General features: G+C 57.0%; 25 protein-coding genes. 11 read left to right on the top strand and 14 right to left on the bottom strand.

The features are described from left to right. Positions 1–89 precede the first annotated feature (89 nt). The 6 genes from FIV03_RS20175 to mazG all read left to right on the top strand — a co-directional run bounded on the left by FIV03_RS20175 (position 90) and on the right by mazG (position 6,592). Positions 90–860, top strand: coding sequence for an endo alpha-1,4 polygalactosaminidase (locus tag FIV03_RS20175; RefSeq protein ID WP_152510745.1), 771 nt, complete (start codon positions 90–92; stop codon positions 858–860). 69 nt (positions 861–929) lie between these two features. Further along, positions 930–2,387: a dihydropyrimidinase gene (hydA, locus tag FIV03_RS20170; RefSeq protein WP_152510744.1), complete on the top strand. Its 1,458-nt coding sequence runs from the start codon at positions 930–932 to the stop codon at positions 2,385–2,387. A gap of 120 nt (positions 2,388–2,507) precedes the next feature. Continuing rightward, on the top strand, positions 2,508–3,314 hold the full coding sequence (locus FIV03_RS20165) for an ABC transporter ATP-binding protein (protein ID WP_152511999.1): 807 nt from the start codon (positions 2,508–2,510) through the stop codon (positions 3,312–3,314). Positions 3,315–3,466: 152 nt separating this feature from the next. Then, a complete protein-coding gene (locus tag FIV03_RS20160; RefSeq protein WP_168693492.1) occupies positions 3,467–4,357 on the top strand; it encodes an ABC transporter permease in 891 nt (296 codons plus the stop codon). Further along, positions 4,354–5,499: an ABC transporter permease gene (locus tag FIV03_RS20155; RefSeq protein ID WP_152510743.1), complete on the top strand. Its 1,146-nt coding sequence runs from the start codon at positions 4,354–4,356 to the stop codon at positions 5,497–5,499. Before FIV03_RS20160 ends, FIV03_RS20155 begins: the two co-directional genes overlap by 4 nt. A 271-nt stretch (positions 5,500–5,770) precedes the next feature. After that, on the top strand, positions 5,771–6,592 hold the full coding sequence (mazG, locus tag FIV03_RS20150; RefSeq protein ID WP_152510742.1) for a nucleoside triphosphate pyrophosphohydrolase: 822 nt from the start codon (positions 5,771–5,773) through the stop codon (positions 6,590–6,592). Positions 6,593–6,632: 40 nt separating this feature from the next. On the opposite strand, the gene hflX is transcribed toward mazG, so the two are convergent. The 9 genes from hflX to dusB all read right to left on the bottom strand — a co-directional run bounded on the left by hflX (position 6,633) and on the right by dusB (position 18,472). Next, positions 6,633–7,913 (bottom strand): GTPase HflX, encoded by a 1,281-nt coding sequence (gene hflX, locus FIV03_RS20145; protein WP_152511997.1) that lies wholly within the window; start codon positions 7,911–7,913, stop codon positions 6,633–6,635. Positions 7,914–8,033: 120 nt separating this feature from the next. Further along, positions 8,034–8,291 (bottom strand): RNA chaperone Hfq, encoded by a 258-nt coding sequence (gene hfq / locus FIV03_RS20140; protein WP_173006241.1) that lies wholly within the window; start codon positions 8,289–8,291, stop codon positions 8,034–8,036. 187 nt (positions 8,292–8,478) lie between these two features. After that, positions 8,479–9,342 carry a D-amino-acid transaminase gene (locus FIV03_RS20135; RefSeq protein ID WP_022998588.1) on the bottom strand — a complete coding sequence of 288 codons (864 nt, stop codon included), beginning with the start codon at positions 9,340–9,342 and terminating at the stop codon, positions 8,479–8,481. A 103-nt stretch (positions 9,343–9,445) separates the two neighbouring features. Next, positions 9,446–10,822, bottom strand: coding sequence for a Trk system potassium transporter TrkA (gene trkA / locus FIV03_RS20130; protein ID WP_022998587.1), 1,377 nt, complete (start codon positions 10,820–10,822; stop codon positions 9,446–9,448). A 50-nt stretch (positions 10,823–10,872) separates the two neighbouring features. Continuing rightward, a complete protein-coding gene (locus tag FIV03_RS20125) occupies positions 10,873–12,240 on the bottom strand; it encodes a sigma-54 dependent transcriptional regulator (protein WP_022998586.1) in 1,368 nt (455 codons plus the stop codon). Beyond that, the gene (locus tag FIV03_RS20120; protein ID WP_152510741.1) at positions 12,230–14,494 is read right to left on the bottom strand and encodes a PAS domain-containing sensor histidine kinase; all 2,265 of its coding nucleotides are present in this window, start codon (positions 14,492–14,494) and stop codon (positions 12,230–12,232) included. The genes FIV03_RS20125 and FIV03_RS20120 overlap by 11 nt, the downstream gene beginning before the upstream one ends. A gap of 383 nt (positions 14,495–14,877) precedes the next feature. Further along, positions 14,878–16,317 (bottom strand): nitrogen regulation protein NR(I), encoded by a 1,440-nt coding sequence (ntrC, locus tag FIV03_RS20115; protein ID WP_022998584.1) that lies wholly within the window; start codon positions 16,315–16,317, stop codon positions 14,878–14,880. A 2-nt stretch (positions 16,318–16,319) separates the two neighbouring features. Further along, on the bottom strand, positions 16,320–17,459 hold the full coding sequence (locus FIV03_RS20110; RefSeq protein WP_035909465.1) for a nitrogen regulation protein NR(II): 1,140 nt from the start codon (positions 17,457–17,459) through the stop codon (positions 16,320–16,322). Positions 17,460–17,467: 8 nt separating this feature from the next. After that, positions 17,468–18,472: a tRNA dihydrouridine synthase DusB gene (dusB, locus tag FIV03_RS20105; protein ID WP_152510740.1), complete on the bottom strand. Its 1,005-nt coding sequence runs from the start codon at positions 18,470–18,472 to the stop codon at positions 17,468–17,470. Between the two features lie 170 nt (positions 18,473–18,642). Between dusB and FIV03_RS20100 the strand changes: the two genes are divergently transcribed. The 5 genes from FIV03_RS20100 to FIV03_RS20080 all read left to right on the top strand — a co-directional run bounded on the left by FIV03_RS20100 (position 18,643) and on the right by FIV03_RS20080 (position 22,165). Next, positions 18,643–19,896, top strand: coding sequence for a bifunctional 2-C-methyl-D-erythritol 4-phosphate cytidylyltransferase/2-C-methyl-D-erythritol 2,4-cyclodiphosphate synthase (locus tag FIV03_RS20100; RefSeq protein WP_152510739.1), 1,254 nt, complete (start codon positions 18,643–18,645; stop codon positions 19,894–19,896). Between the two features lie 6 nt (positions 19,897–19,902). Then, entirely contained in the window at positions 19,903–20,412 is a 510-nt protein-coding gene (locus FIV03_RS20095; RefSeq protein WP_152510738.1) for a CinA family protein, read from the top strand. Between the two features lie 263 nt (positions 20,413–20,675). Beyond that, positions 20,676–20,984: a hypothetical protein gene (locus FIV03_RS20090; protein ID WP_152512533.1), complete on the top strand. Its 309-nt coding sequence runs from the start codon at positions 20,676–20,678 to the stop codon at positions 20,982–20,984. Between the two features lie 171 nt (positions 20,985–21,155). Beyond that, positions 21,156–21,632 (top strand): hypothetical protein, encoded by a 477-nt coding sequence (locus tag FIV03_RS20085; RefSeq protein WP_152510736.1) that lies wholly within the window; start codon positions 21,156–21,158, stop codon positions 21,630–21,632. Between the two features lie 98 nt (positions 21,633–21,730). Next, the gene (locus FIV03_RS20080) at positions 21,731–22,165 is read left to right on the top strand and encodes a hypothetical protein (RefSeq protein WP_152510735.1); all 435 of its coding nucleotides are present in this window, start codon (positions 21,731–21,733) and stop codon (positions 22,163–22,165) included. An 18-nt stretch (positions 22,166–22,183) separates the two neighbouring features. On the opposite strand, the gene FIV03_RS20075 is transcribed toward FIV03_RS20080, so the two are convergent. The 5 genes from FIV03_RS20075 to FIV03_RS20055 are packed head-to-tail and all read right to left on the bottom strand — an operon-like array spanning position 22,184 to position 24,654. Beyond that, positions 22,184–22,636 carry a type II toxin-antitoxin system RatA family toxin gene (locus tag FIV03_RS20075; protein WP_152510734.1) on the bottom strand — a complete coding sequence of 151 codons (453 nt, stop codon included), beginning with the start codon at positions 22,634–22,636 and terminating at the stop codon, positions 22,184–22,186. A gap of 29 nt (positions 22,637–22,665) precedes the next feature. Further along, complete coding sequence (gene lipA, locus FIV03_RS20070; RefSeq protein WP_022998575.1) at positions 22,666–23,640, bottom strand: lipoyl synthase; 975 nt, start codon at positions 23,638–23,640, stop codon at positions 22,666–22,668. Between the two features lie 56 nt (positions 23,641–23,696). Next, positions 23,697–24,137: a thioesterase family protein gene (locus FIV03_RS20065; RefSeq protein WP_152510733.1), complete on the bottom strand. Its 441-nt coding sequence runs from the start codon at positions 24,135–24,137 to the stop codon at positions 23,697–23,699. Beyond that, a complete protein-coding gene (locus FIV03_RS20060; RefSeq protein WP_022998573.1) occupies positions 24,134–24,373 on the bottom strand; it encodes a GlsB/YeaQ/YmgE family stress response membrane protein in 240 nt (79 codons plus the stop codon). Before FIV03_RS20060 ends, FIV03_RS20065 begins: the two co-directional genes overlap by 4 nt. Before the next feature lie 32 nt (positions 24,374–24,405). Further along, positions 24,406–24,654 (bottom strand): GlsB/YeaQ/YmgE family stress response membrane protein, encoded by a 249-nt coding sequence (locus tag FIV03_RS20055; RefSeq protein WP_022998572.1) that lies wholly within the window; start codon positions 24,652–24,654, stop codon positions 24,406–24,408. Positions 24,655–24,786 lie beyond the last annotated feature (132 nt).

Genomic DNA, 24,786 nt, shown 5'->3' with positions numbered 1-24,786 from the left:
GCCAACCTGTCGCGTCAGCGACGGGATTGAGCAAACACCTGGCTGCCCCGGACCTGAACCGAGGCCCGTTACAGGGAAATGAGAGGAACATGACTTTTAACGGAAAGGCATTGGCAATGGTCTGCGCCCAGTTTTGGGCCGCAGTACCTGCCTTTGCCTTTTCCGTTGGCGACAGCTGGGACTGGCAACTCACTGAGCCGGTCGATCTCGACAGGAATGTCAGGGTTCTGGATCTGCACCCCGACCTGGTGACACCGGAGGATCTGGCAGCTCTCAGGCAAAAAGGTGTCCGCACCATTTGCTATGTCAGCATCGGAACCCTGGAAAATACCTCCGAGGACTTCAAGGTATTTCCGGATGACGTGCTCGGCAAAACCTACGAAGACTGGCCGGACGAGCGTTTTCTCGATATCCGCCGCCTTGATGTCCTGCTTCCCATCATGAAATCCCGTTTCGAAGCTTGCAAGAACGAGGGTTTCGACGCGATTGAACCTGACAACATGGACGTTCATGACAACGACAGCGGGTTTCCGATCACCGCAGACGACGTTGTTGCCTATGTCGCCAGACTGGCCGCCATTGCCCATTCTCTCGATCTCGGCATCGGGCAGAAGAATGTGCCCGACCTGACTGCCGATCTGATCAACCACATGGACTTCCTGATCGCCGAAAGCTGTTTTCAGGACAAATGGTGCGACGACGTCAACGCCTATGTCCGGGCAGGCAAGCCGATCTTCGATGCAGAATACACGGACCGGCCGATAGACTTTCAAGAAGCCTGCGAAGTCGCAGCGCAGCAGAACATTGCAATGATCCTGAAAGACCGGGATCTGACATCACCGGTACAAACCTGTCCATGAGGCAGGCTGACGAAGGAAATTTCCGGCGCAACACACCGGACGAGTGAACAAACGAGAAGGGGAACACAAATGGCCAGCAAAGTGATCAAGGGCGGTACGGTTGTAACTGCCGATCTTTCCTACGAAGCCGATGTGAAAATCGAAGGCGGCCGCATTGTCGAAATCGGACCCAACCTGTCCGGTGACAAAACCCTGGATGCGACCGGCTGTTACATCATGCCGGGTGGCATCGATCCGCACACCCACCTCGAAATGCCGTTCATGGGCACATTCTCTTCGGACAATTTCGACAGCGGCACACGCGCCGCGTTGGCCGGTGGCACAACCATGGTCGTTGATTTCGCCCTGCCCTCGCCCGGCCAGTCGCTGCTGGAAGCGCTGCAGATGTGGGACAACAAGTCATCGATGGCCCATTGCGACTATTCCTTCCATATGGCGATCACCTGGTGGGGCGAACAGGTCTTCAATGACATGCAGACTATCGTCCAGCAGAAGGGCATCAACACGTTCAAGCACTTCATGGCCTACAAGGGCGCCCTGATGGTGAATGACGACGAGATGTTCGCCTCGTTCTCACGCTGCGCCGAGCTTGGCGCCCTGCCTCTCGTGCACGCGGAAAACGGTGATGTCGTCGCCACCTTGCAGCAAAAGCTGCTGGCGGAAGGCAACAACGGCCCCGAAGCACATGCTTATTCCCGTCCGCCGGAAGTGGAAGGCGAGGCAACCAATCGCGCGATCATGATTGCGGATATGGCTGGTGTACCGGTCTATATCGTTCACACGTCTTCGGAACAGGCACATGAGGCCATTCGCCGGGCTCGCCAGAACGGCATCCGCGCCTATGGCGAACCGCTTATCCAGCATCTGACGCTGGATGACAGCGAATACGAGCACGCCGACTGGGACCACGCCGCACGCAGGGTCATGTCGCCTCCGTTCCGCGACAAGAAACACCAGGACAGCCTCTGGGCAGGTCTCGCGTCCGGCTCCTTGCAGGTGGTTGCGACCGACCATTGCGCATTTTCCACCGATCAGAAGCGCACTGGTGTTGGCGATTTCACCAAAATCCCGAACGGCACCGGTGGTCTTGAAGACCGCATGCCGATGTTGTGGACATATGGCGTGAATACAGGTCGCCTGACGCCCAACGAATTCGTCGCAGTCACTTCAACCAATATTGCAAAGATCTTGAATATCTATCCGAAAAAAGGAGCAATTCTGGTTGGCGCAGATGCCGATCTTGTCGTCTGGGATCCGGAAAAATCGAAAACCATTTCCGCCTCCAGCCAACAGTCCGCCATCGACTACAACGTCTTCGAAGGCAAGGCCGTCAAGGGGCTGCCGCGCTACACACTCACCCGTGGCCGCGTTGCGGTGGAAGACGGCACCGTCAACCACAGCCAGGGTCATGGCGAATTTGTCGCCCGCAAGCCGTATCAGGCCGTCAACAAGGCGCTAAGCACGTGGAAGGAACTGACGGCACCGCGTAAGGTGGAACGCACCGGCATTCCCGCCAGCGGCGTCTGATCCAATCCGGCCCCGCCTTTCCAACAGGCGGGGCCTTCAAGAAACGAACACGTCAATCCGGACCCGACTCGTGCCGCGAGGAACTTGATGACTGCACTTGCCAGCGCAAAGGACACCGAAATGGTGGAAAACAAACAAAGCGCCAGCCCGAACCGGGTGATCGATATCGAGAACCTCTCGCTAACATTCGAGACCAACGACGGCCCGGTTCACGCGCTTTCAGACATCGATCTGAAGATCGAAGAGGGAGACTTCGTTTCCTTCATCGGTCCGTCGGGTTGCGGCAAGACCACGTTGCTCAGGGTCATCGCCGATCTTGAAAAGCCGACCGCGGGGTCCATCACGGTCAATGGTGTCTCTCCGGAACAAGCACGCCTCAATCGGGCCTATGGTTATGTCTTTCAGGCTGCCGCCCTTTATCCCTGGCGCACGATTGCCAAGAACGTGGCATTGCCTCTCGAAATCATGGGGCTTTCAAAGGCTGAGCAGCAACAGCGGATTGCCCGAAACATGGAGTTGGTGAACCTCACCGGCTTCGAAAAGAAGTATCCCTGGCAGCTTTCAGGCGGCATGCAGCAGCGCGCGTCGATCGCCCGCGCCCTCGCCGTCGAGCCGGATCTGCTCCTGATGGACGAACCTTTCGGTGCGCTCGACGAAATCGTCCGCGACCATCTCAACGAACAATTGCTGCAGCTTTGGGCCAAGACCAACAAGACCGTTGTCTTCGTAACCCACTCGATCCCGGAAGCGGTGTTCCTGTCGACCAAGATCGTCGTGCTGTGCCCGCGCCCGGGCCGTATCTACGACGTGATCGAAAGCGATCTGCCTCGCGACCGCAGTCTTGATATTCGCGAGACACCGGAGTTCCTGAAAATCGCCCACCGGGTGCGCGATGGACTGAAGGCAGGGCACTCCTATGAAGACTAATTCGCATCGACCCGCGACATTTGTTGATGTCGACCCTGCCGTGGAAATCCAGGCCCTCGATGGTCTTGCGATCAGGGTTTGGCAACGCATTTCTGCGATTGCGGGAAAGGCGCGGATTCATGACTGACGCCTCTCTTTCGCAGACCCGTAGCATGAACCCATTTGCCGGTCTGATGTCTGGAACGGTCGGTCCGGTCACCGTCGTCGTCTTGGCGATCATAGCGCTCTGGTATGTCGCCGCAGTCGCACTCAACACCCCATTCCAAAAAGACATGTATGAGCGTGCCGGACAAAGTGATGTCGGGTTCTCTCAACTTGTCACCGATACGCTTTACCAGGAGCGCCCGGTCCTGCCTGCGCCGCACCAGGTGATTGTGGAAATCTGGGACACGACTGTAAACAAGAAGATCACGTCAAAGCGGTCGCTGGTCTATCATACGGGCATCACACTCTCTTCGACGCTCCTCGGGTTTCTGATCGGCACGACACTCGGCATTCTTCTGGCAATTGGCATCGTTCATTCGCGTGTTCTCGACAAATCATTGATGCCGTGGGTCATTTCCTCGCAAACCATTCCCATTCTGGCCATCGCGCCGATGATCATCGTCGTTCTCAACGCTGTTGGTATCTCAGGTTTGCTGCCCAAAGCCATGATCTCCACCTACCTGTCCTTCTTCCCGGTCACGGTCGGCATGGTGAAGGGACTGAGATCACCTGAAGTCATTCACATGGACCTGATGCACACCTATTCGGCGACACGCTTCCAGGCGTTCTGGAAACTGCGCCTGCCCTATGCAGTGCCCTACCTTTTCACATCGATGAAAATCGGCATGGCTGCCTCTCTCGTCGGAGCGATCGTCGGTGAACTGCCGACCGGTGCCGTGGCCGGTCTTGGCGCGCGTTTGCTTGCCGGCTCCTACTACGGCCAAACTGTCCAGATCTGGTCGGCACTTCTGATGGCCGCCTTTTTGGCCGGGTCCCTGGTTGCCCTGATAGGCATGATCGAGAAGCGCACGCTGAAACGCATGGGGATGGCCGGATGAGCACCATGACCGAAAAAAAGAGCCGCCTCGATATGCCGGCACTGTTGGCCTGGTTCATCGTAGCCATGGTGGTAATTGGCCTGTTCAGTCCGATCTTCGGACCGGACTACGGCATCATGGATGTACCGCGTCTTGCCCTTTGCCTGGTCATCCTGGCAGTCGCCGGTGTGCGCTACGAACTAGGCTTCATGCGCAACCCCTTTGGAGACGTTGTCCTCGGCATCATTACCGCCATTGCTGCCTGGCTGCTGATCTCAACCTCCTCGCACCACGTCGGGCAGGCCACGCTCGGTTTCTGGGCCCTGGTAGCAGCAACCTGGGCAGCGGCCTGGCTCTTCGTTGAGCGACTTGCCACATGGCGCAACCTGTCGCCACTTGCAGCCCGGCTCATCAACCTCGCCATTCCGGCACTCTTTGGCATTACCCTTCTGGTACTTTGGCAAATCGTGGTCACCGGCGCGGGCGTTCCGAAGGTTCTGCTGCCAGCCCCTTCCGAAATATGGGTGCGCCTGACCAATTCCGGACCAACATTGTGGGCTGACTTTCGCCAGACTTTCCTGAAAGCCGTTCTGGCCGGTTACGCCATCGGCTGTGGTTCGGCGTTCATCACTGCCATTCTGGTGGACCGGGTGCCGTTCCTTCGCCGCGGCCTGCTGCCGATCGGCAATCTGGTGTCTGCACTGCCGATCATCGGTGTCGCCCCCATCATGGTGATGTGGTTCGGCTTCGACTGGCCGTCCAAGGCTGCGGTCGTGATCATCATGACCTTCTTCCCGATGCTTGTGAACACGGTATCAGGTCTCGCCGCGTCTGATGCGATGCAACGCGACCTGATGCGCACCTATGCCTCCAACTACTGGCAGACGCTTTTCAAGCTGCGTCTGCCGATGGCCATGCCCTTCATCTTCAATGCGCTGAAGATCAATTCGACGCTCGCCCTGATCGGCGCGATTGTCGCTGAATTCTTCGGCACACCGATTGTCGGCATGGGCTTCCGTATCTCCACGGAGGTCGGCCGCATGAATGTCGATATGGTCTGGGCAGAAATCGCCGTTGCCGCCCTCGCCGGATCGCTATTCTACGGCCTCGTCGCACTCCTGGAACGCGCTGTCACGTTCTGGCATCCGTCCGTCAGGGGGTGATTTGCCAGCATTTTTTTCAACTGACTTTGTGGTCGCACTAGTCGTGATCGTATTGGGCTGCGCTTTTGTAATGTCTAAGCTTCTCGACTTGCGAGCACGTGGGCAAAGGAAAAAGTCAGCCAATGGAGTAGTCGAGGGCGGTTCCAAACCCTTCAAGATTTTTAGGGTGACTGTCGCCATCTTGGGATTAATCGGTTCGATAATGCTCTCGTATTTTAAGCTCAAGACTTGGCATTATTGACGCATACCTCATTCTAGTAACGGACCGACAATGAAACCCAGCCGCGACATTTCCCGCCTTATCGAAATCATGGCAGCGCTCAGAAAACCTGTGACCGGTTGTCCCTGGGATCTGGAACAGACGTTCGCGACCATCGCGCCCTATACGCTGGAAGAGGCCTACGAAGTCGCGGACGCCATTGCCAAGAACGATCTGGTGGAACTGCGCGAGGAGCTCGGCGATCTGTTGCTTCAGGTCGTCTACCATGCACGCATGGCTGAAGAAGACGACCACTTTGACTTTGGCGATGTGGTCGAAGCCATTACAAAAAAACTGATCCGCAGGCACCCGCATGTTTTCGGTGACGAAAACGGAGAAAAACCGGAACTGGTCAAAGGTATCTGGGAACGGATCAAGGCTGAAGAGCGAGCGGAAAAGCGAGCCGCCAGGGAAGCGCTCGGCATGGAAGAAGCGCAAAAGGGCTTTCTCGACGACGTCCCGACCGCCTTTCCGGCCCTTCAGGAAGCCGAAAAGCTGCAGCGACGGGCTTCAAGGGTTGGTTTTGACTGGAACGATGCCAGACTGGTTCTGGACAAGATCAGAGAAGAAACCCACGAACTCGACGAGGAACTCGCCAAATCCGCTCCGGACAAAGACCGGATCTCCGACGAACTCGGCGACACGTTGTTCGCGCTTGCAAACCTCGCCCGGCATCTGGACATCGATCCGGAAGAATCTCTCAGGCGTACAAACCGGAAATTCCGCAAGCGTTTTGCAGCCATAGAAGATCACGCAGTGAAAACGGACACGACACTTGAAGCGATGACGCTGGATGAGATGGAAGCAGCCTGGCAGGCAGCGAAGAACAAATAGTTCCCCCTGCTCGGCTCGTTCCGGCTTTCCTTCAGACTAGCTAAAGATAAGCGGCATAAAGCTCGCGAAACGGGCCACGTTGCTTGTCGGAAACGCGCACTTCCGCCGTTACGAAATCTTCGGCATCGGTGCGTTCCAGCACCTCTGCCATCTGATAAAGTTTCGCCAGCAAAGCGCCATCGGCAACAGGGATCTTCACAGTCAGGATGTCGTCGTGCTGCGCCATGAAAGCATCGACACGGGCATAAAGCTGCTCGATCCCTTCGCCGGTCAGCGCGGAAAGGGCAATCGGCCCCTCTTCACCGGCATCTTCCAGCAACTTGTCGCGGTAAGCCGGATCAAGGCAGTCGATCTTGTTCCAGACTTCGATGATCGGCGCGCCCGTCAACGCGTCAACACCAAGATCGGTCAGCGTCTTCTTGACGTCTTCTGCCTGCGCTTCGGTGTCCGGATGCGAAATGTCCCGCACATGCAGGATGAGATCCGCTTCAAGCACCTCTTCCAGCGTCGCCCGGAATGCGGCGACCAGATGGGTCGGAAGATCGGAGATGAACCCCACCGTATCCGACAGGATGACTTCCTTACCATGCGGCAAGGCTACCTTGCGCAAGGTCGGATCGAGCGTGGCGAACAGAAGATCCTTGGCAAAAACGTCAGATTCGGTCATCCGATTGAAAAGCGTCGATTTACCGGCATTGGTATAACCGACCAGCGCAACAACCGGCTGCGGAATTTTCTTGCGTTTCTTGCGGTGCAGGTCACGCGTCCGGCGAACCTGTTCCAGCTGTTTCTGCAACGCAATGATCCGGTCCTGAATCTGGCGCCGGTCGGCCTCGATCTGGGTTTCACCCGGACCACCCATGAAACCTGCGCCGCCGCGCTGGCGCTCAAGGTGGGTCCAGGAGCGGACGAGACGGCTCTTCTGCCAGGTCAGATGCGCCAGATCGACCTGAAGCCGACCTTCCTTGGTGCGGGCCCTATCGCCAAAGATCTCCAGGATAAGACCTGTGCGGTCGATGACCTTGGTCTTCAGCCGGCGTTCAAGGTTGCGCTGCTGAACCGGGGTGAGCGGATGATCTATGACAACGAGATCCAGATCCTCGCTTGCAACGATCCCGGCAAGCTCGGCAACCTTGCCATCGCCAAACAGGGTTGCAGGCTTGGGATTGTTGACCCGGACAACGCCGGAATGCGCGATATTGAGATTGATGGCAGCACTGAGGCCGAGGGCTTCTTCCAGCCGCGCTTCCGGGCTGCGATTGCCGCGAAGTTCTGTCTGCGCGGATTCGCCACGCAACTGCAGAACCGGCTCCAGAATCATCGCACGGAAGGGCTGGGGCAGACGGTCTACCCCAGTATCTTTCAACCTTAGAGATTTCTGACCAGGTTCCTCGGAACCGTTGGATTTAGAAAAATCGTCTGCGCGAGACTTCGGTTTCAATCAGCTTGCCTTTTCAGCGTTTTCCTCAGCCTGATCGAACAGTTGAACAGGTCCGTTTGGCATAATTGTGGAAATCGCGTGTTTGTAAACCAGCTGGGAATGCCCATCACGACGCAGCAGAACGCAGAAGTTGTCGAACCATGTCACGACACCCTGCAATTTCACACCGTTGATCAGAAAAATCGTCAGAGGAGTTTTTTGCTTGCGAACGTGATTAAGAAAAGTGTCTTGGAGATTTTGTGCGCGCTCAGCCATCAGTCTTTTTATCCTATTTGCCCCGGATGCGGCCGAGCATCCGGCGTTTCAGCAGCCTACCGTCAAAAGCCGTTCAGTATCAATGACTTATGTTTGACGCACCGCCCGCTTTTCGTATAGCCCACCAGTCAAGACCGTCTGCCTCGGTCTAAAATAGTTTCGTACTTTCGACCCAATAAGGCCAATCGAATCATACCGCCTGCAAATCAGTAGCAGTATGGAACAATTCGCGCAATCGGGTTGCCACCGATCCAGGATGACCGTTTCCGATAATCCTGCCGTCCAAACGTGTCACAGGCATCACGACAGTCGTCGCTGCCGTGACGAATGCTTCCTTCGCATCGAAAGCTTCCTCAAGGCTAAACGGTCTTTCCTCAAACGTCAGCCCTTCCTTTTGGACGAGATCGAGAACCACGGCGCGTGTGATACCGCGCAGGATCCCGCTCTCGGCCGGCCGGGTGACCAAAACGCCTTCCTTGGTAACGATCCAGGCGTTGGTCGATCCGCCTTCGGTGACATTGCCGTCGGCATCCACATACCAGGCTTCCTTGCCGCCCTGTTCCTTGGCGTTCTGTTTCGCCAGCACGTTCGGCAAAAGCGCAACGGTCTTGATATCAACGCGCGGCCAACGGTTTTCCGGATAACTGAACACCGAGATACCCTGTTCGGCCTGTGCCTTGGCAGCAGTCGGGCTGGACGAACGGGCGGTCACAACGATCGACGGCGCAACGTGCGCCGGCGGGAAGAAGTGATCGCGCTTGGAAACACCGCGCGTCACCTGGATATAAACCAGTCCGTTGCGAACCAGATTCCGACGGACTACCTGATGCAGCACGAATTCCACGGCGTTGCGAGCCATTGGCCAGTCTATGCGCAGCTCACTCAAGGACCGGCCAAGGCGGTCCAGATGGCGCGGAACGTCGACGATCTTGCCCTGCCAGACTTCACAGACTTCATAAACGCCATCGGCAAACTGATAACCGCGGTCTTCAACATGCACCGCAGCATCGGCATGACGTACATACTGGCCGTTGACATAGGCAATCCGGCTCATGGTTCCTCCAGAACAGGACGGTTCGAAACGAACCGATTGGTATTTTTGAAAGTTTTGACCTTTCGGTCAGACAAAAGCAAGGCCAGAAAGAAGCCACTCAGCCTTAAAAGAAGTCAAGGCTGACGCGGAACATCTGTTCTACCTGACGCACGCGGTTCGCAACCGCGAAGATCACGATACGGTCTTGCGCCTGGATCTGCAGGTCACCATTAGGCGTAAGCACCTCGCCGCCGCGGAAAACCGCACCAATGCGGATACCGGACGGCAGATCGATAACCCTAAGCGGCTTGCCGACCAGCGGCGACGTATCTAGCGCTTCCGCCTCGACAATTTCCGCAGCCCCGTTCTGAAGCGAATGAACGCCGCGGATACGACCACGTCGCACGTGCTGGAGAATACGAGAGATGGTTACGGCGCGCGGGTTGATAAACGCATCAATCCCCAGCGCATTGGCAAAAGCCGGGTAACTCGGATTGTTCAACAGCGACAAGGAGCGTTTGCAGCCAAGCTTCTTCGCCATGACGGAAGACAGAATGTTGACTTCATCCTCGTTGGTGAGAGCCACCATGGTATCGGCATCGCCGGCATCGGCTTCATTCAGGATCGTCTGATCCAGCGCGCTGCCATGCAGGATGACCGATCGCTTCAACTCATCGGCAACAGCCATCGCCCGCTCACGGGAAGCTTCGATAAGCTTGATCTTCGTTCCGGACTGACGCTGTTCAAGCGCCTTGGCGACATAGAGCCCGATGTTGCCACCACCACAAATCACGACACGGGCCGCTTCCGGTTCCTCGTGGCCGAAAATGCTCAGCGTTCTGCGAACCTGGTCGCGGCGGGCAACCACATAGGCAAGATCACCCGTCAGAATGGAATCACTGCTCTTTGGAACAAACAGCCTGTTATTGCGATAAAGGCCGACGACAACGGCCCCAAGGTCCGGGAAGAGTTCAGTAAGCTGGCGCAAGGGAGTGTCCACAACCGGGCAGTCCTCCTCGCACATGATCCCGACAACAACAACCTGATCGTCGGCAAACCTGACAGTCTCGACGGCGCCTGGAAGCGCCAGACGGCGCAGCACCATCTCGCCAACTTCGATTTCAGGCGAGATGATCACGTCGATCGGCATGTGATCGCGCGAAAACAAATTGCGCCAGCGCCCCTGCAAATAGGACTGCGCCCGGATACGGGCGACCTTCGTGGGAACGTTGAAGAGCGAATGCGCCACCTGACAGGCCACCATGTTGACCTCGTCATAAAGCGTGACGGCAACAATCATGTCGGCCTCTTCGGCCCCGGCCTGTGCAAGAACGTCCGGATGTGCGCCGTGCCCGACAAAGCCACGCACGTCCAGCTGATCGCCAATGGCGTTGATCAGTTGGGGAGAAGAATCGATAACGGACACGTCGTTCTGTTCCGCAGCCAGACGCTCGGCAATGCCGTAGCCCACCTGCCCCGCGCCACAAATCACGATTTTCATGGAAAGATCCCTTTCCCGCCTTGCCGTTACCTATCGCTTCCCGAAGTACCTCAGGTCATGCCCAGGGTTTTCAGCTTCCGGTGAAGCGCAGAGCGTTCCATACCGACAAATTCGGCAGTCCGCGAGATGTTCCCGTCAAATCTCTTGATTTGGGCCTGAAGATATTCACGCTCGAAGATCTCCCGGGCCTCGCGAAGAGGCACGGACATCAGGTGTTCTCCCGTACCTGACGTGGGCAGGCTCGGCAGAGTTTCGCCGATTTCCGCTGGCAGCAGGTCCGCGGTGATGGTGCTGTCCGGATCGCCACGGCTCAGAATCATCAGACGTTCGACGTTGTTGCGTAGCTGACGCACGTTGCCCGGCCAGTCATGCGTTTGCAGAACCGCCATGGCGTCATCACCGATAGGCCTTTGCGGAATGCCCGAAGCACCGGAAATCTGGTGCATGAAGTGATGCACCAATACCGGAATATCCTCACGCCGTTCTGCAAGACCGGGCACACGCAGGGGAACCACGCTCAGACGGTGGTAGAGATCCTGCCGGAACAGGCCCGATGCAATGTGTTCCTCGAGATTTTTCGATGTCGAGGACAGGATGCGAATGTCGACCTGAACCTTCTGTGTGCCACCAACACGGGCGAAGCTCTGCTCTACGAGAACCCGCAGGATTTTCCCCTGGGTTTCGGCGGGCATGTCGGCGACTTCGTCGAGGTAAAGCGTACCGCCGTGTGCTTCTTCGAGCGCACCAATCTTGCGTAGATTGCCGTTCTCATCCTCGATGCCGAAAAGTTCTTCTTCCATCCGCGACGGCGTGATGGTTGCAGCGTTCAGCACAACGAACGGGCTTTTGGCACGCGGCGACATGTCGTGGATCATCCGGGCAGCACGTTCCTTGCCCGCACCGGAAGGACCGACAATCAGGATGCGACTGTTCGTTCCCGCAATCTTCTGGATGGTTTGCCGAAGGTTGTGGGCAGCCGAGGAGTTGCCAATGATTTCGCTGGTTTCGCCGCTGCGCTGCTTCAGATCGCGGATTTCACGTTTCAGGCTGGAAGCTTCCAGAGCACGTTCGACGATATGAACCAGCCGGTCTGCCTTGAACGGCTTTTCGATGTAATCGTAGGCCCCGCGCTTGATGGCAGAGACCGCTGTTTCAATGTTGCCGTGACCTGAGATGATCACGACCGGCATTTCAGGATCCGTTTCACGGAAGATATCGAGCAGGGCGAGGCCGTCGAGGCGGCTTCCCATCAACCAGATATCCAAAATGACAAGCGAAGGCTTGCGCTCCTTCACTGCGGCCAGGGCGCTGTCTGAATCGTGCGCGGTCCGCGTTCCATAACCGTCATCATCCAGGATGCCGGCAATCATTTCGCGAATATCGGTTTCGTCGTCTACGACAAGAATATCATGCGCCATGGGCAGTCACAGTCTGGTTTTGCAGGTCGGTCTCCGGCTCGATCTCGGCATGTGCTGCCAATGTCAGTCGAACGAGCGTGCCCGTGTCCTCTGGGTTGGTTTTGGGGGCGTCGAGCAATTCGATGCCACCGCCGTGGTCTTCCAGGATCTTGCGGACGATGGCAAGGCCAAGGCCCGTCCCCTTCTCCCGGGTTGTCATATAGGGTTCCAAAAGCCGGCTGCGATTTTCTTCCGGCAGCCCGATGCCATTGTCGATGACATCAATCACGATCCGGCCGCTGCCGTCTTCCAGTTCACCGCGCAAATGCACGGTCACCTTGCCTTTGGGCAAATCGTCTCCGATACGCGCACTCACCGCCTCTGCAGCATTCTTGACCACATTGGTCAGGGCCTGGCCAACCAGGCGCGCGTCAAAGACGGCCGTTACCGGACTGGACGGAACATCCGCGGTAACGCTGATTTCCGGATTTGCCACCGACTGCATGAACGCTGCATCGCGCACCGCCTCGCGCAGATCTCCAGATGTCTTCGTTGGCTTGCGCATACGGGCGAAGGACGAGAACTCGTCCACCATCTGGCCGATATCGCCCACCTGCCGAACAATGGTGTCGATGCATTGATCGAAGACTTCCCGGTCCTCCTCGATGCGTTTGCCGTAGCGGCGACGGATGCGTTCTGCCGAGAGCTGGATCGGTGTCAGCGGATTCTTGATCTCATGCGCGATGCGCCGGGCAACATCCGCCCAGGCCGAATTGCGCTGTGCCGAAACCAGATCTGTAATGTCGTCAAGCGTCACCACAAAACCATGCTCACGCCGAGTAGACTGCTCCCTCGTTATACGCACGTTGATCGTCCGCAGCCGTCCGCCCCGCGCAATCTCGATCTGCGTTTCCGGAACCCTGTCACTGTCATTCTTCAAGACATCGGAAATGCAGTCGTTCAGCTCCGGCACCACCTCGATCAGAGACTTGTTGAGTATCTGCACTTCATCCAGCTGCAGCAATTCGAGGGCGGAGCGGTTGATCAGCATGATCGAGGCTTCATCGTCAACGCCAATGACGCCGGTGGACACTCCGGAAAGAACCGCTTCGTTGAAGCGTCGGCGGCGGTCGATCTGTTCGTTCGCCGCCAGAAGCGCATCACGCTGGCCGAGAAGCTGACCGGTCATCTTGTTGAAGGTTTCGCCCAGGTTGGCGAGGTCGCCACCGGATTTCTCGGTCGGAACCTTGACGACAAGATTGCCTTTGGACACCTCGTCCGCTGCCGAAATCAACGTTCGGATCGGCGACACAAGCCGATTGGCAAACCCGAAACCTATCCAAATTGCCGACAAGAGCAACACCAGCGCGACGCCGAGATAGACCAGAGCAAAGGCCACCTGGACGCCAAAACGGCTATTCTCCATTTGCTGGTATTGCGAAGCACCCGTCTCGGCAAGACGCAGATATTCGACAACGCGCGGATCTATGGCGCGAACGGCATAGAGATAGAAATTGTCATAGGCGGACAGTTTCATGACACCGCCGACAAGGTTGGAACTTCCAGGCGCGATCAGGATCGGATCCCCGGATTTCGCCTTGAAGAAACTGTCGGCAGGCGGCAGCGGCACTTCCGCGTTGGGATCTATGACGACGCGGGTAACCACCTCGCCGTTCTCGTTCAGGATAAAGGCCGCGAGGATACCGCGAAGCGAAACCTGCGTGGCAAAGAACTGATCGAAACGGGTCGGCTCGAATTCATAAACCGCCTTCGCCCGGTCGATATCGTTGGTCATGGCGATCAGGTCGCCGCGCAGAACTCTGGCGTGTTCCTGAAGATAGGCCTGAGCGACGGTCAGGGCGTTGTCGATGATCTGACGCGTACGGTCCTCGAACCAGCGATCAAGGCCGCGGTCCAGCGTGATCGCCGCCAGAATGGCCATGAGAACGGCCGGCACAGCCGCAACCACGCTGAACAGGGCCACGACCCGCACATGAAGGCGAGCAGCAGCCCGTCCGCGCCGCCGCGCTTGCCACAACTTCAGGATCTCGAAGGCGATGACACCCACGAGAATTGCCGCGAGCGCACCATTTATGGTCATTGCGACCATGATGACTTCACGCGTGGGATCGATGGATGTCAACCCCATCAGGATAACGAAGGTGACACCGATGGATACGAGGGCAAGCAGGATGATCGCAAGACCCACACGCCGCCAGAATTTGCCTGCGGCGCTGGATTGAGCGACGGGTTCTTGTACTGCTTCCAGTATCATTCGGTCTCTTTTGATTTCAGCTCGCCAAATGCGGACTGTCTTGCTGTATTTGCGGCAAACTTATCACACAATGTTGCGAAATTGCGACAGACCAGAAGAGGCGCAGAAAATTTGCGGTGGACAGGCGATCACTTTATCGCACACATCTGAATTCGTTATTCTTTTTTTGCAGCATTCACAAAATGAATGCCCTGCCTGAAATTGGAATTTTCCTTCAGATGAACCCATGAAACCAGGCTGATATTGAGGACGAAATTCTCTCCTTAGCGGTTTCCCACTCTGTGAATCACTAGACCACTCGTCACGACAACCTGCACCTGGAACAAAAAAGCGGCCAGACCTTTCGGCCTGACCGCAGCAATTTGCCACCTGTCCTGAAAAGACTATCGGGTGGACCGCATCACCTGGATGTCGAGATCCCGGATCTTCTTGCGCAGTGTGTTCCGGTTGACCCCGAGAAGCTCTGCCGCCTTGATCTGGTTACCGCGCGTCGCCGCCAATGCTGCGCTGATCAGAGGATACTCCACTTCCCTCAGGATGCGGTGATAGAGGCCGGGAGGCGGCAAGGCATCTCCGAACGTGTCGAAATAGCCGGATAGATAACGCTCGACCGACCCACCGAGATTGACGGTCTCCTGGGATTCCTCTTCCATCGGCGAGACCGAAGGTTGACTCAACTCCTGCTCCAGCAGGTTTTCGCTGATCACGTCCTGCGGATACAGCGCGGCCAAACGACGAACGAGGTTCTCCAGCTCGCGAACGTTTCCAGGCCAGCGATACCGGCGCAGAAGATTGAGCGCTCCCTGGTCGATCTGCTTTGCCGGCAGCCCCTCCTTTTCAACGAGCGTAAAGAAGTGCCTCACCAGATCCGGAATGTCCTCCACGCGCTCGCGCAACGGTGGCAGGCGGATTGGAACCACATTCAGCCGGAAATAAAGATCTTCGCGGAAGAGGCCCTGGTTGATCAGGTGCCGCAAGTCCTTGTTGGTGGCAGCAATGATCCTGACGTCCGTCTTGATCGGAGTGCGACCACCGACAGTGGTGTATTCGCCCTGCTGCAAGACGCGCAGCAACCTGGTTTGAGCTTCCATCGGCATGTCGCCGATTTCGTCCAGAAACAATGTACCGCCATCTGCCTGTTCAAACCGGCCGGAGCTGCGGTTCTGTGCTCCGGTAAAGGCGCCCTTCTCGTGACCGAACAACTCGGCTTCGATGAGGTCCCGTGGAATGGCCGCCATGTTGATTGCAACAAATGGTCCGTTACGCCGCTTGCCGTAGTCATGAAGCGCCCTTGCGACAAGTTCCTTGCCGGTACCGGATTCGCCGTTGATCATCACCGTCAGGTCGGTCTGCATCAACCTTGCAAGAACCCGGTAGATCTCCTGCATCGCGGGAGACCGCCCCACAAGAGGCATGCCCTCACCCGCATCATCAAGGTCGACAGCCGGCCGCTTCTTCGGTTCTTCCAGCGCGCGCTGAACAATGCTGGTCAGCTCCTTCAGGTCGAATGGCTTGGGCAGATATTCATACGCCCCTTTTTCCGACGCCTTGATGGCCGTCATGAAGGTGTTCTGCGCGCTCATCACCAGAACCGGCAACTCCGGCCGCATCTTTTTCATGCGTGGCAGCACGTCGAAGATATTTTCGTCCGGCATGACCACGTCGGTGATCACAAGATCGCCATCGCCGGATGAGACCCATCTCCAGAGCGTTGAGGCGTTGGAAGTCAGCCGCACCGTATAACCTGCCCTGGACAGGGCCTGGTTGAGAACGGTGCGGATGGCTGCGTCGTCGTCTGCAACTAAAATCGTGCCCGTCGGCATGGTTACTCGGTTCCTCTGCTGGTCCGGTCGGACGAAGCTGTGCTGTCACCCGTGAATGCGGGCATCAGAATGCGGAATACAGTCTTCTGGCGTTGGCTGTCACATTCGATGACACCGCCGTGGTCACCAATGATCTTGGCAACGAGTGCAAGACCAAGGCCTGAGCCATTGGTCTTTGTCGTGATAAACGGCTCAAACAGATGCGGAAGAAGGTCTTCCGGAACGCCCGGTCCATTGTCCTGAACACAGAACTCCAACGGCAGGCTGACCTTTTCGTCTGTACCGGGAACAGACAGCCGCACACCCGGCCGAAACGCCGTCGAAACGCGAATTTCACCATCAGGATCATCACCAATCGCTTCGCTGGCGTTCTTGATCAGGTTCAGGAAAACCTGAATCAGCTGATCCTTGTTGGCATAAACCGGAGGCAATGACGGATCATAAATCTCCACAATGCGTTTGCCGCGGGCAAAGCCGGAATCCGACAAGCGCTTCACGTGGTCCAGAACCACGTGAATATTGACCGGCTCTCTTTCGATCGGCCGTTCGTCCGAAAAAACTTCCATCCGGTCGACCAGCTTCACGATCCTGTCGGTCTCATCCATGATCAGACGTGTCAGCGCCCGGTCTTCGGCTGGCACCGACTGCTCTATAAGCTGGGCCGCGCCGCGAATTCCTGACAGCGGGTTCTTGATCTCATGCGCCAACATGGCGGCAAGGCCCGTCACGGTGCGGGCGGCTCCTCGGGACGTCAGCTGCCGGTCGATCTTTTCCGCCATGGTGCGTTCCTGGAACATCAGCACCACAGCCCCCGGCCGCTCCGATACCGGCGCAGCGTTGATATCGACCACCTTCGGCGCTCCGATGCGCGGAGAACCGATGTCGACCTTGTATTCGTTGACCGGCGCGCTGCGTTCGCGCACCTGCTCGATCAGGGTCAGCAAGGGGCTCCCGAAAGGAACAAAGTCACTGATTGGATGGCGGCGGAGCACCGATACACTGGACCGCATGAAAATTTCCGCGGCCATGTTGGCGGACTCGATCACGCCATCCGGCGCAACCAGAAGCACCGGGTGTGGCAAGGCATCCAGTATAGTCGGCCCGTCACTGGCAAGCGCGGCCGTACGGCCTGTCTGAGACATGATGTCCTTCAAGCTGCTGTCCGTTTGTTGGAGGAAGAAAGCCAGTCGCTAGCGAGGCGGATAACCTCCGACGGCTGATTGGAAGTCATTAGGGTCTTGCGGACAGATCCAGGGACGTCGGTCGCGCCAGCAGCCGTTGTTTCGTCCAGATACCAACCGAGATGCTTACGCGCGATGCGAACACCCTGCCGCTCCCCGTAGTGTCTGAGGATGGCCTCGTAGTGCTCCGCCACAAGCTCCGCCAGCTCTATTCCCGTAGGTGCGTCGAGCTGTTCGCCACTTGCCAGAAAATGTCCGATGTGGCCCGGCAACCAGGGACGTCCATATGCGCCCCTGCCGATCATCACGCCGTCCGCGCCGGAAAGCTCAAGCATACGCAAGGCATCTTCAGCACTCTTGCAATCACCATTTGCGATCAGGGGAACCGAAATCGCATCCTTGACAGCCGCTATCGCACGCCAGTCGGCCTTGCCCTTGTAGAACTGGCACCGGGTGCGCCCGTGAACGGTGATGAGCTGCACCCCGGCTGCTTCCGCACGGCGGGCCAACTCCGGTGCATTCAGGTTCTTGTCATCCCAGCCAAGGCGCATCTTCAAAGTGACGGGTACATCGACCGCTTCTACCGTCGCATCAACCAGCGTCAGGGCATGATCGAGATCCCGCATCAGCGCAGAACCGGAGTATCCGGACGTCACCTTTTTCGCAGGGCAACCCATGTTGATATCGATTACATCGGCACCAAGGCCAGCGATAACCTTGGCGGCCTCCCCCATCCAGCGGGCTTCACGCCCTGCAAGCTGAACGACATGGAGCCCCTTGTCCTGAGCCTCCGCACGCATTTGCGTTTCGGCGTCGCCTTTGACAAAGGATTCGCTCGCAACCATTTCACTGACGACCATACCGGCGCCGTATCTGGCAGCCAGCCGGCGGAAAGGGAGATCGGTCACGCCGGACATCGGCGCGAGCACGGCCGGGTTTGCGAGTTGATACCGGCCAATCGTGAGTGTTTTCATAGACGGCGACACAGCGTCTCTTTTCTGCTTATTGACTGTGCAGATTCATAATTGCCTATATTGTAGACAAGTTTCGCAATGCAACAAGTCAAAATTTGCGGTCCGAACAGGTTCCTAGGTAAAGACGGTTCAAAGCTGACGGTTTGATGCAGAGCACGAGGAGCCCGTTAATGACAAAAACCGCTGCCGCCCTTGTCGTTGCCGCAGGGCGTGGCACCCGTCTTGCGGGCTCCGACAATGCGTTACCCAAGCAATACAGGCCGTTGGCTGGCCGTCCAGTGCTGAGCCATACACTGGATGCTCTCGGGAATCATCCCCGGATCAACCGTCTCGTAACCGTCATTCACCCTGACGACGTGAACCATTTCTCTGAAGCAACAAGAGCGGCTTCCAACGAAACAGCTTCAAAGATCGGACCGGCAGTCTACGGTGGTGCGACCAGGCAGCAGTCGGTCCTGGCAGGATTGAAGGCCCTCGCCCTCGAAGGATTTGATTACGTTTTGATCCACGACGCTGCACGGCCGTTCCTCCCATCTGCCGTGATAGACAGATTGCTTGAGCGACTGCAGGCAGGAAACGAAGGCGTACTCGCCGCCCTGCCCGTCGCCGACACGTTAAAAAGAGCAGATCAATCGGGTCGCTCGCTGGAAACCGTCGACAGAGCCGGGCTCTGGGCAGCGCAGACGCCACAGGCCTTTCCCTTGCAGCGCATACTCATGGCGCATGAAAAGGCGGTAGCTGCGGGAAAACTCGATTTTACTGACGACACCGGCCTTGCGGAATGGGACGGGATGACCATTGTCCTGACGGAGGGCGACCCCGCTGCATTCAAGATCACAACTGCCGCCGACCTCAGTCGCGCAGAACAACAGGCCGAGTTACAACTGATGTCGACAACCCTCGCCTCCCCGTTGCTCCTTTCAGAACTTGCCGATGTCAGAACCGGGATCGGATACGACGTTCACGCCTTTGAAGATGGCGATGCCGTCATTTTGGGCGGAGTAGCCATTCCCCACTCCAGCAAGCTGAAAGGTCACTCAGACGCGGATGTGGTGCTGCACGCTATAACAGACGCTACGCTTGGTGCCATTGGCGATGGTGATATCGGCCAGCATTTCCCTCCAAGCGACCCGCAGTGGAAAGGCGCCTCTTCTGACCAGTTTCAACTGGACGCCATGCGCCGCCTGTCTGAACGCGGCGGAAGACTGGCGCATGTCGACATCACCATCGTGTGCGAGGAACCGAAGATCGGGCCTCACCGCGAGGCAATTCGCACATCGATTGCCAAGATTTGCGCCGTGCCTGTTTCGAGGATCTCGGTCAAGGCCACGACGTCCGAGCGTCTGGGTTTCACAGGCCGCAAGGAAGGTATTGCGGCCCTGGCCAGTGTGACAGTGCGTCTTCCTTTTCAGGACGAGGACTAGAAATCCATGACTGAGACATCTCCGAACAACCTGGAAGAGCTTGCACCTCTGTCAATTGCTGTGCTCGAGGGGCTCATTGCCGCCAAGAAGATGGTTGCAACGGCAGAATCCTGCACCGGAGGCCTGATTTGCGGGGCACTTACGGAGATCGCGGGATCTTCGGCCGCCGTGGACCGGGGGTTTGTGACCTACTCCAATGAAGCAAAGAACGAAATGCTGGGCGTTCCGAAAGACCTTATCGAAAAGTTTGGAGCCGTCAGCAAGGAAGTCGCGATCGCCATGGCAGAAGGAGCACTCGCCAGATCCAATGCGGATGTAGCAGTCTCTGTAACGGGTATCGCTGGACCAGGTGGCGGAAGTCCTCAAAAACCGGTTGGCACTGTCCATATTGCCGTCGCGGCAAAGGATCGCCCGACGGATCATCTCCATTGCTGGTTTGCAGATAGCGGCCGGCAATCAATCCGGCTTGCCACCGTCAGAACTGCCCTCACATCGATTTTAAATGCAATTTCCTGAGTAAATGCTCATTAACGCTCATGGGAGTTCGCGCTGGGCTTCCGCTTGGTCATATGTATATTCCAGACAACTTGACCTCAACGTAACTCAAGATCAGAACCTTTATGATTAAACCAGCGACCATTCTGGCTGCATTTTTGTGCGCAGGCTCCACCGCTTTTGCAGGTGCCATACCTCAGCCTGGCGATTTTTATCTGATTTCACGCGATCGCAGCGGACACTTTGTGGGCAGTCACAAGCTGTTCACGGAAAACGCCCGCGGATTGAAAAAGGTCTCTTATTGCGAGCGCAGCTATTTTGTCCGCAGCCATTCCGTCGCCTGGACGCAAGTGGAAACCGAACGTGGCAACAAAGTTCAGGTGGAATTCAATTTTGGCCGTGGCTGGCGTCCGATCTGCGGCAATCCCGAGCGACAGGTCAGTCTTGAGGACATCGGCGTCACAATGAGCGCGCACGATCTTCTGGCAGCCCCAGATGAGACTTCGGCCCCACAAAGCAGACTTTCCGCGATCGGCGCAATGTTCCAGAGCAATAGCGCCGAAGAGGGCCACAGCACGTATCACACACGCTAAAAGCCGACTGCTTCTGGACAGATATTCGATATTTCCTCAACAAAATCAGTGCTTTTAAAGTTTTAATCAAACTAATTTCCCTTACGAAATCACTTTTACAAACACTTGCCGTATGGTCACCGTAAGCAGGAACCAACTCGCGAAATGATTTCGCGGCAAAGGGAACGGGATATGTTAATCCAACGTGCGCTTCTTGCAGGAAGTGCCCTCGCCCTTGCGTGCGCCAATGCGCAGGCCGGCAACAACACGCCGAAACCGGGTGACACCTACATTATTTCTCGCGACGGCAATCAGCTGTTCCGCGGCTCCCACCGCATCTATGACCGGATGGCGGACGGGCTGGTGGAAGTTCAGTATTGTGGCAGATCCTACTTTGTACGCTATGCGACAGTCGCCTGGACGCAGCTTGAAGTGCAGCAGGATTACAAGGTTCGGGTGGAGTTCAACCGGGGCAAAGGCTGGCGGCCGATTTGCGATCATCCTGAAGAACAGGTGACGCTTGAAGACCTCGGCGTACAGGATGATCCGAGACTTGTCGTTCAAAATGACGGGTCGTCGGTAAAGCGGGTAAACCGTTTCGCGGTTATTCGCGAAGCCTTCAAAACAACGGGTGGCGACAACGCTGCCAAGTCGTATCACGGCAACTAAAAAAGCCGGCACCGGGCTGGTAAGGCTCGGGTAAGCTGGTCAGCTTAGACTTTCAACAGGAACAGGTGACATAAACGCGTAGAAAAAAGGACCCTGACATGAAACGCGCGCTCGCGTTCTTCGCTGCACTGACGGCCGCTGGCACTGCCTTTGCCGGCGTCGCTTACGCTCAGAGCGACTTTTATATCAGGTCCCAGTATTCCAACGGTACGTTCACCGGGTTTCATGAAATTCTGACAAAACCGAAAGAGGGCTACTACCAGGCCCAATATTGCGACCGCACATTCTGGGTATCCTCGAACACCGTGATCTGGACGGAAGAAGAAGCTGCTGCCGGAAGAAACCTCGTGGTCGAAGAGAATGTCGGCTCCAGCCGCACGCCCGTCTGTACCGATTACACGTCCTTCGCAACGCTCGAAAGTCTCGGGTTGAAGAAGAAGGAAATCGAGCAGATCCGTCGCCAGGCAGAGCCCCTCGACATGCAGTCGAGCCGTATCCGCATCATTCGCGACGCCTTCAAGCAGTTCAAGTAGAACCACAGGTCAGCTTGATCAGGTCCCGTAAACCTGGTCCGCGCGGGCTTCGAAGGCGCTTGAAAACTTTCGGAAGGCCTTTTCGAACATGACGCCCATGAGAGAGCCGAGTGTCCGACTGCGGAATTCGTAGGAAATATAGAAACCGACGTTGCAGCTGCCCTCGCCCGAGTCCTCGAACGTCCATTTGTTTTCCAGGTGCTTGAACGGGCCGTCCAGGTATTCAACCAGGATTGTCCTGTCCTGCGGACGCAGTTCCACGCGGCTGGTGAAGGTTTCCTTGAACAGCTTGTAGGCAACTGTCATGTCGGCCACCAGCACCGTCCGTCCGCCATCCAGTTCCTTGCGGCCGCGCACGTGAAGATCCTGGCAAAGCGGCACGAATTCGGGATATCGCTCTACGTCGGCAACAAGGCGGAACATCTCGTCCGCCTTGTGGTTGACTTTGTGGTCGGATGAAAAACTGGGCATACGGTGTCCAGTGTCCTGTTGCTTTGGCGTTAGTGGCCGAGCTTTGCTTTGCGCGCGGCGCGAAGATCCGCGAAATCTTCACCTGCGTGGTGAGAAGACCTCGTCAACGGGCTTGCCGACACCTTCAGGAAACCTTTGGCGTAAGCAATACGCTCATAGCCTTTGAACTCTTCCGGTGTCACGAAGGACACGACCGGATGGTGCTTCTTGGAAGGTTGCAGATACTGGCCGACCGTCAGGAAATCGACATCAGCGGCCCGGAGGTCGTCCATCAGCTGCAGCACTTCGTTGCGCACTTCCCCCAACCCGACCATGATCCCGGACTTGGTGAACATTTCCGGATCAAGTTCCTTGACCTTCTGAAGAAGGCGGATCGAATGGAAATAGCGCGCTCCGGGGCGAACGGTCAGATATTTCGACGGTACTGTCTCAAGGTTGTGATTGAAGACATCGGGCTTCGCCGCCACGACGATCTCCAGAGCACCGTCCTTACGCAGGAAATCAGGCGTCAGAACCTCGATCGTGGTCGATGGCGCGGTCTTGCGAATGGCATTGATCACATCTGCGAAATGCTGTGCACCGCCATCGTCCAGATCGTCCCGGTCGACGGAGGTGATCACCACATGCTCGAGCCCCATTGCAGCAACGGCATCCGCAACACCCTGGGCCTCCTTCGGGTCGACTGGCCCTGGCATGCCCGTGCGCACGTTGCAGAAGGCGCAGGCACGGGTACAGGTATCACCAAGGATCATGAAGCTGGCATGCTTCTTCGACCAGCATTCACCGATGTTCGGGCATCCCGCCTCTTCGCAAACCGTAACGAGATTGTTCTCGCGCACGACATTCTGCGTTTCGCGGTAGACCGGCGATGTCGGTGCCTTGACGCGGATCCAGTGCGGCTTGCGCTGTATCGGATTGTCCGGACGGTGAGCCTTTTCCGGGTGGCGCGGGCGCGCTTCGGATTGCTGCTGCGGGCGATTGAGCGTGTCGACGATCGTAACCATGGGCCTTAAGTGTCGTTATTCCGGTGAAAGGTCAAGACGGATTAGCGTTGAGCCAGCTATGTGCTTAGCGCAGGACCGGTCAGTTCCTGAAGCCGCTCGCGTGCACGTTCCGAAAGCGGTTGGGACCTTCGTGTGCTCTCGTTCATCTGGACGATGACGGTCACCGCCTGCGCAACCGGCTTTCCATCCTGAAAAACCTTCTGGAACAGCTTGAACGAGCTGCGGCCAACGTCAAGCACCGCTGTGCCGATCTCCACTTCGCCCGGCCAGTTGACTTCCGCCAGGAAATCCAGCTCCAGCCGCGCGATCACAAAAGCTGCGCCTAGGTCAGCCAGCGCTTCATTGTAGAGCAGTTCAACGCGGCCGGTTTCCAGAAAAGTGGCGAACACGGCATTGTTGACGTGTCCCTGCCGGTCCGTATCACCATAGCGAAGCTTGTCGCCTGTCCTGAGAGCAAAAGCTTCCAGGCTCTCGAATTCGTTCGAATTCGTGCTCACTTGAACATCTTCTTCCAGATGAACAGGAACAGGATAGAGCCCAGAACCGCGATAATCAGACGATCGAGAATACCACCTGTCACATGCAGGTTGAGCAGCGATGCGAGTTCACCGCCAACCAGTGCCCCGACAAGGCCGACAACGAGGCTGCCAAGAAAACCACCGCGGCTGTTCAGCACCCGGTGAGCAACGGCGCCCGCAATGAGGCCGATGATGATTGTGATGATCCACCCCATCGCGGACTCCTATTTCCAGAAAATTCAATTCGTCAGGCAATCAGCCGCGCAAGCAGCACTACGACAATTGCTCCAACGGCCGCCACGACGATTTCATTGACGTAGGCATTGCCCAGATTGACGTTGATACCTGCGAGCTTGAACAGGAAACCACCGACAAATGCGCCAATGAGACCGCTGACGAGGTAACGGATCAGACCGCCGCCGCCAACGACGACGCTTGCAAGCCAACCGGCGATAATGCCGATTGCAACCCAGATCAAAATTGCTTTTACATCCATGACTGACGGCTCCTTTCAGCCCTTTCTCAGACGGCTTCACGTTACCCGTTTCAGAAAAAGCGTCCAGCGTTGATGTCCTGATCCACCTTCAGGCCTGCGCATTTCTTTCACTGTTTGCAGATCCAGAGTACG

The sequence above is a fragment of the Labrenzia sp. THAF187b genome, assembly GCF_009363375.1.
GTDB lineage: Bacteria > Pseudomonadota > Alphaproteobacteria > Rhizobiales > Stappiaceae > Roseibium > Roseibium algicola.
The sequence above is the reverse complement of the archived record's forward strand: the minus strand, read 5'-3'. Positions and strand labels throughout refer to the sequence as shown.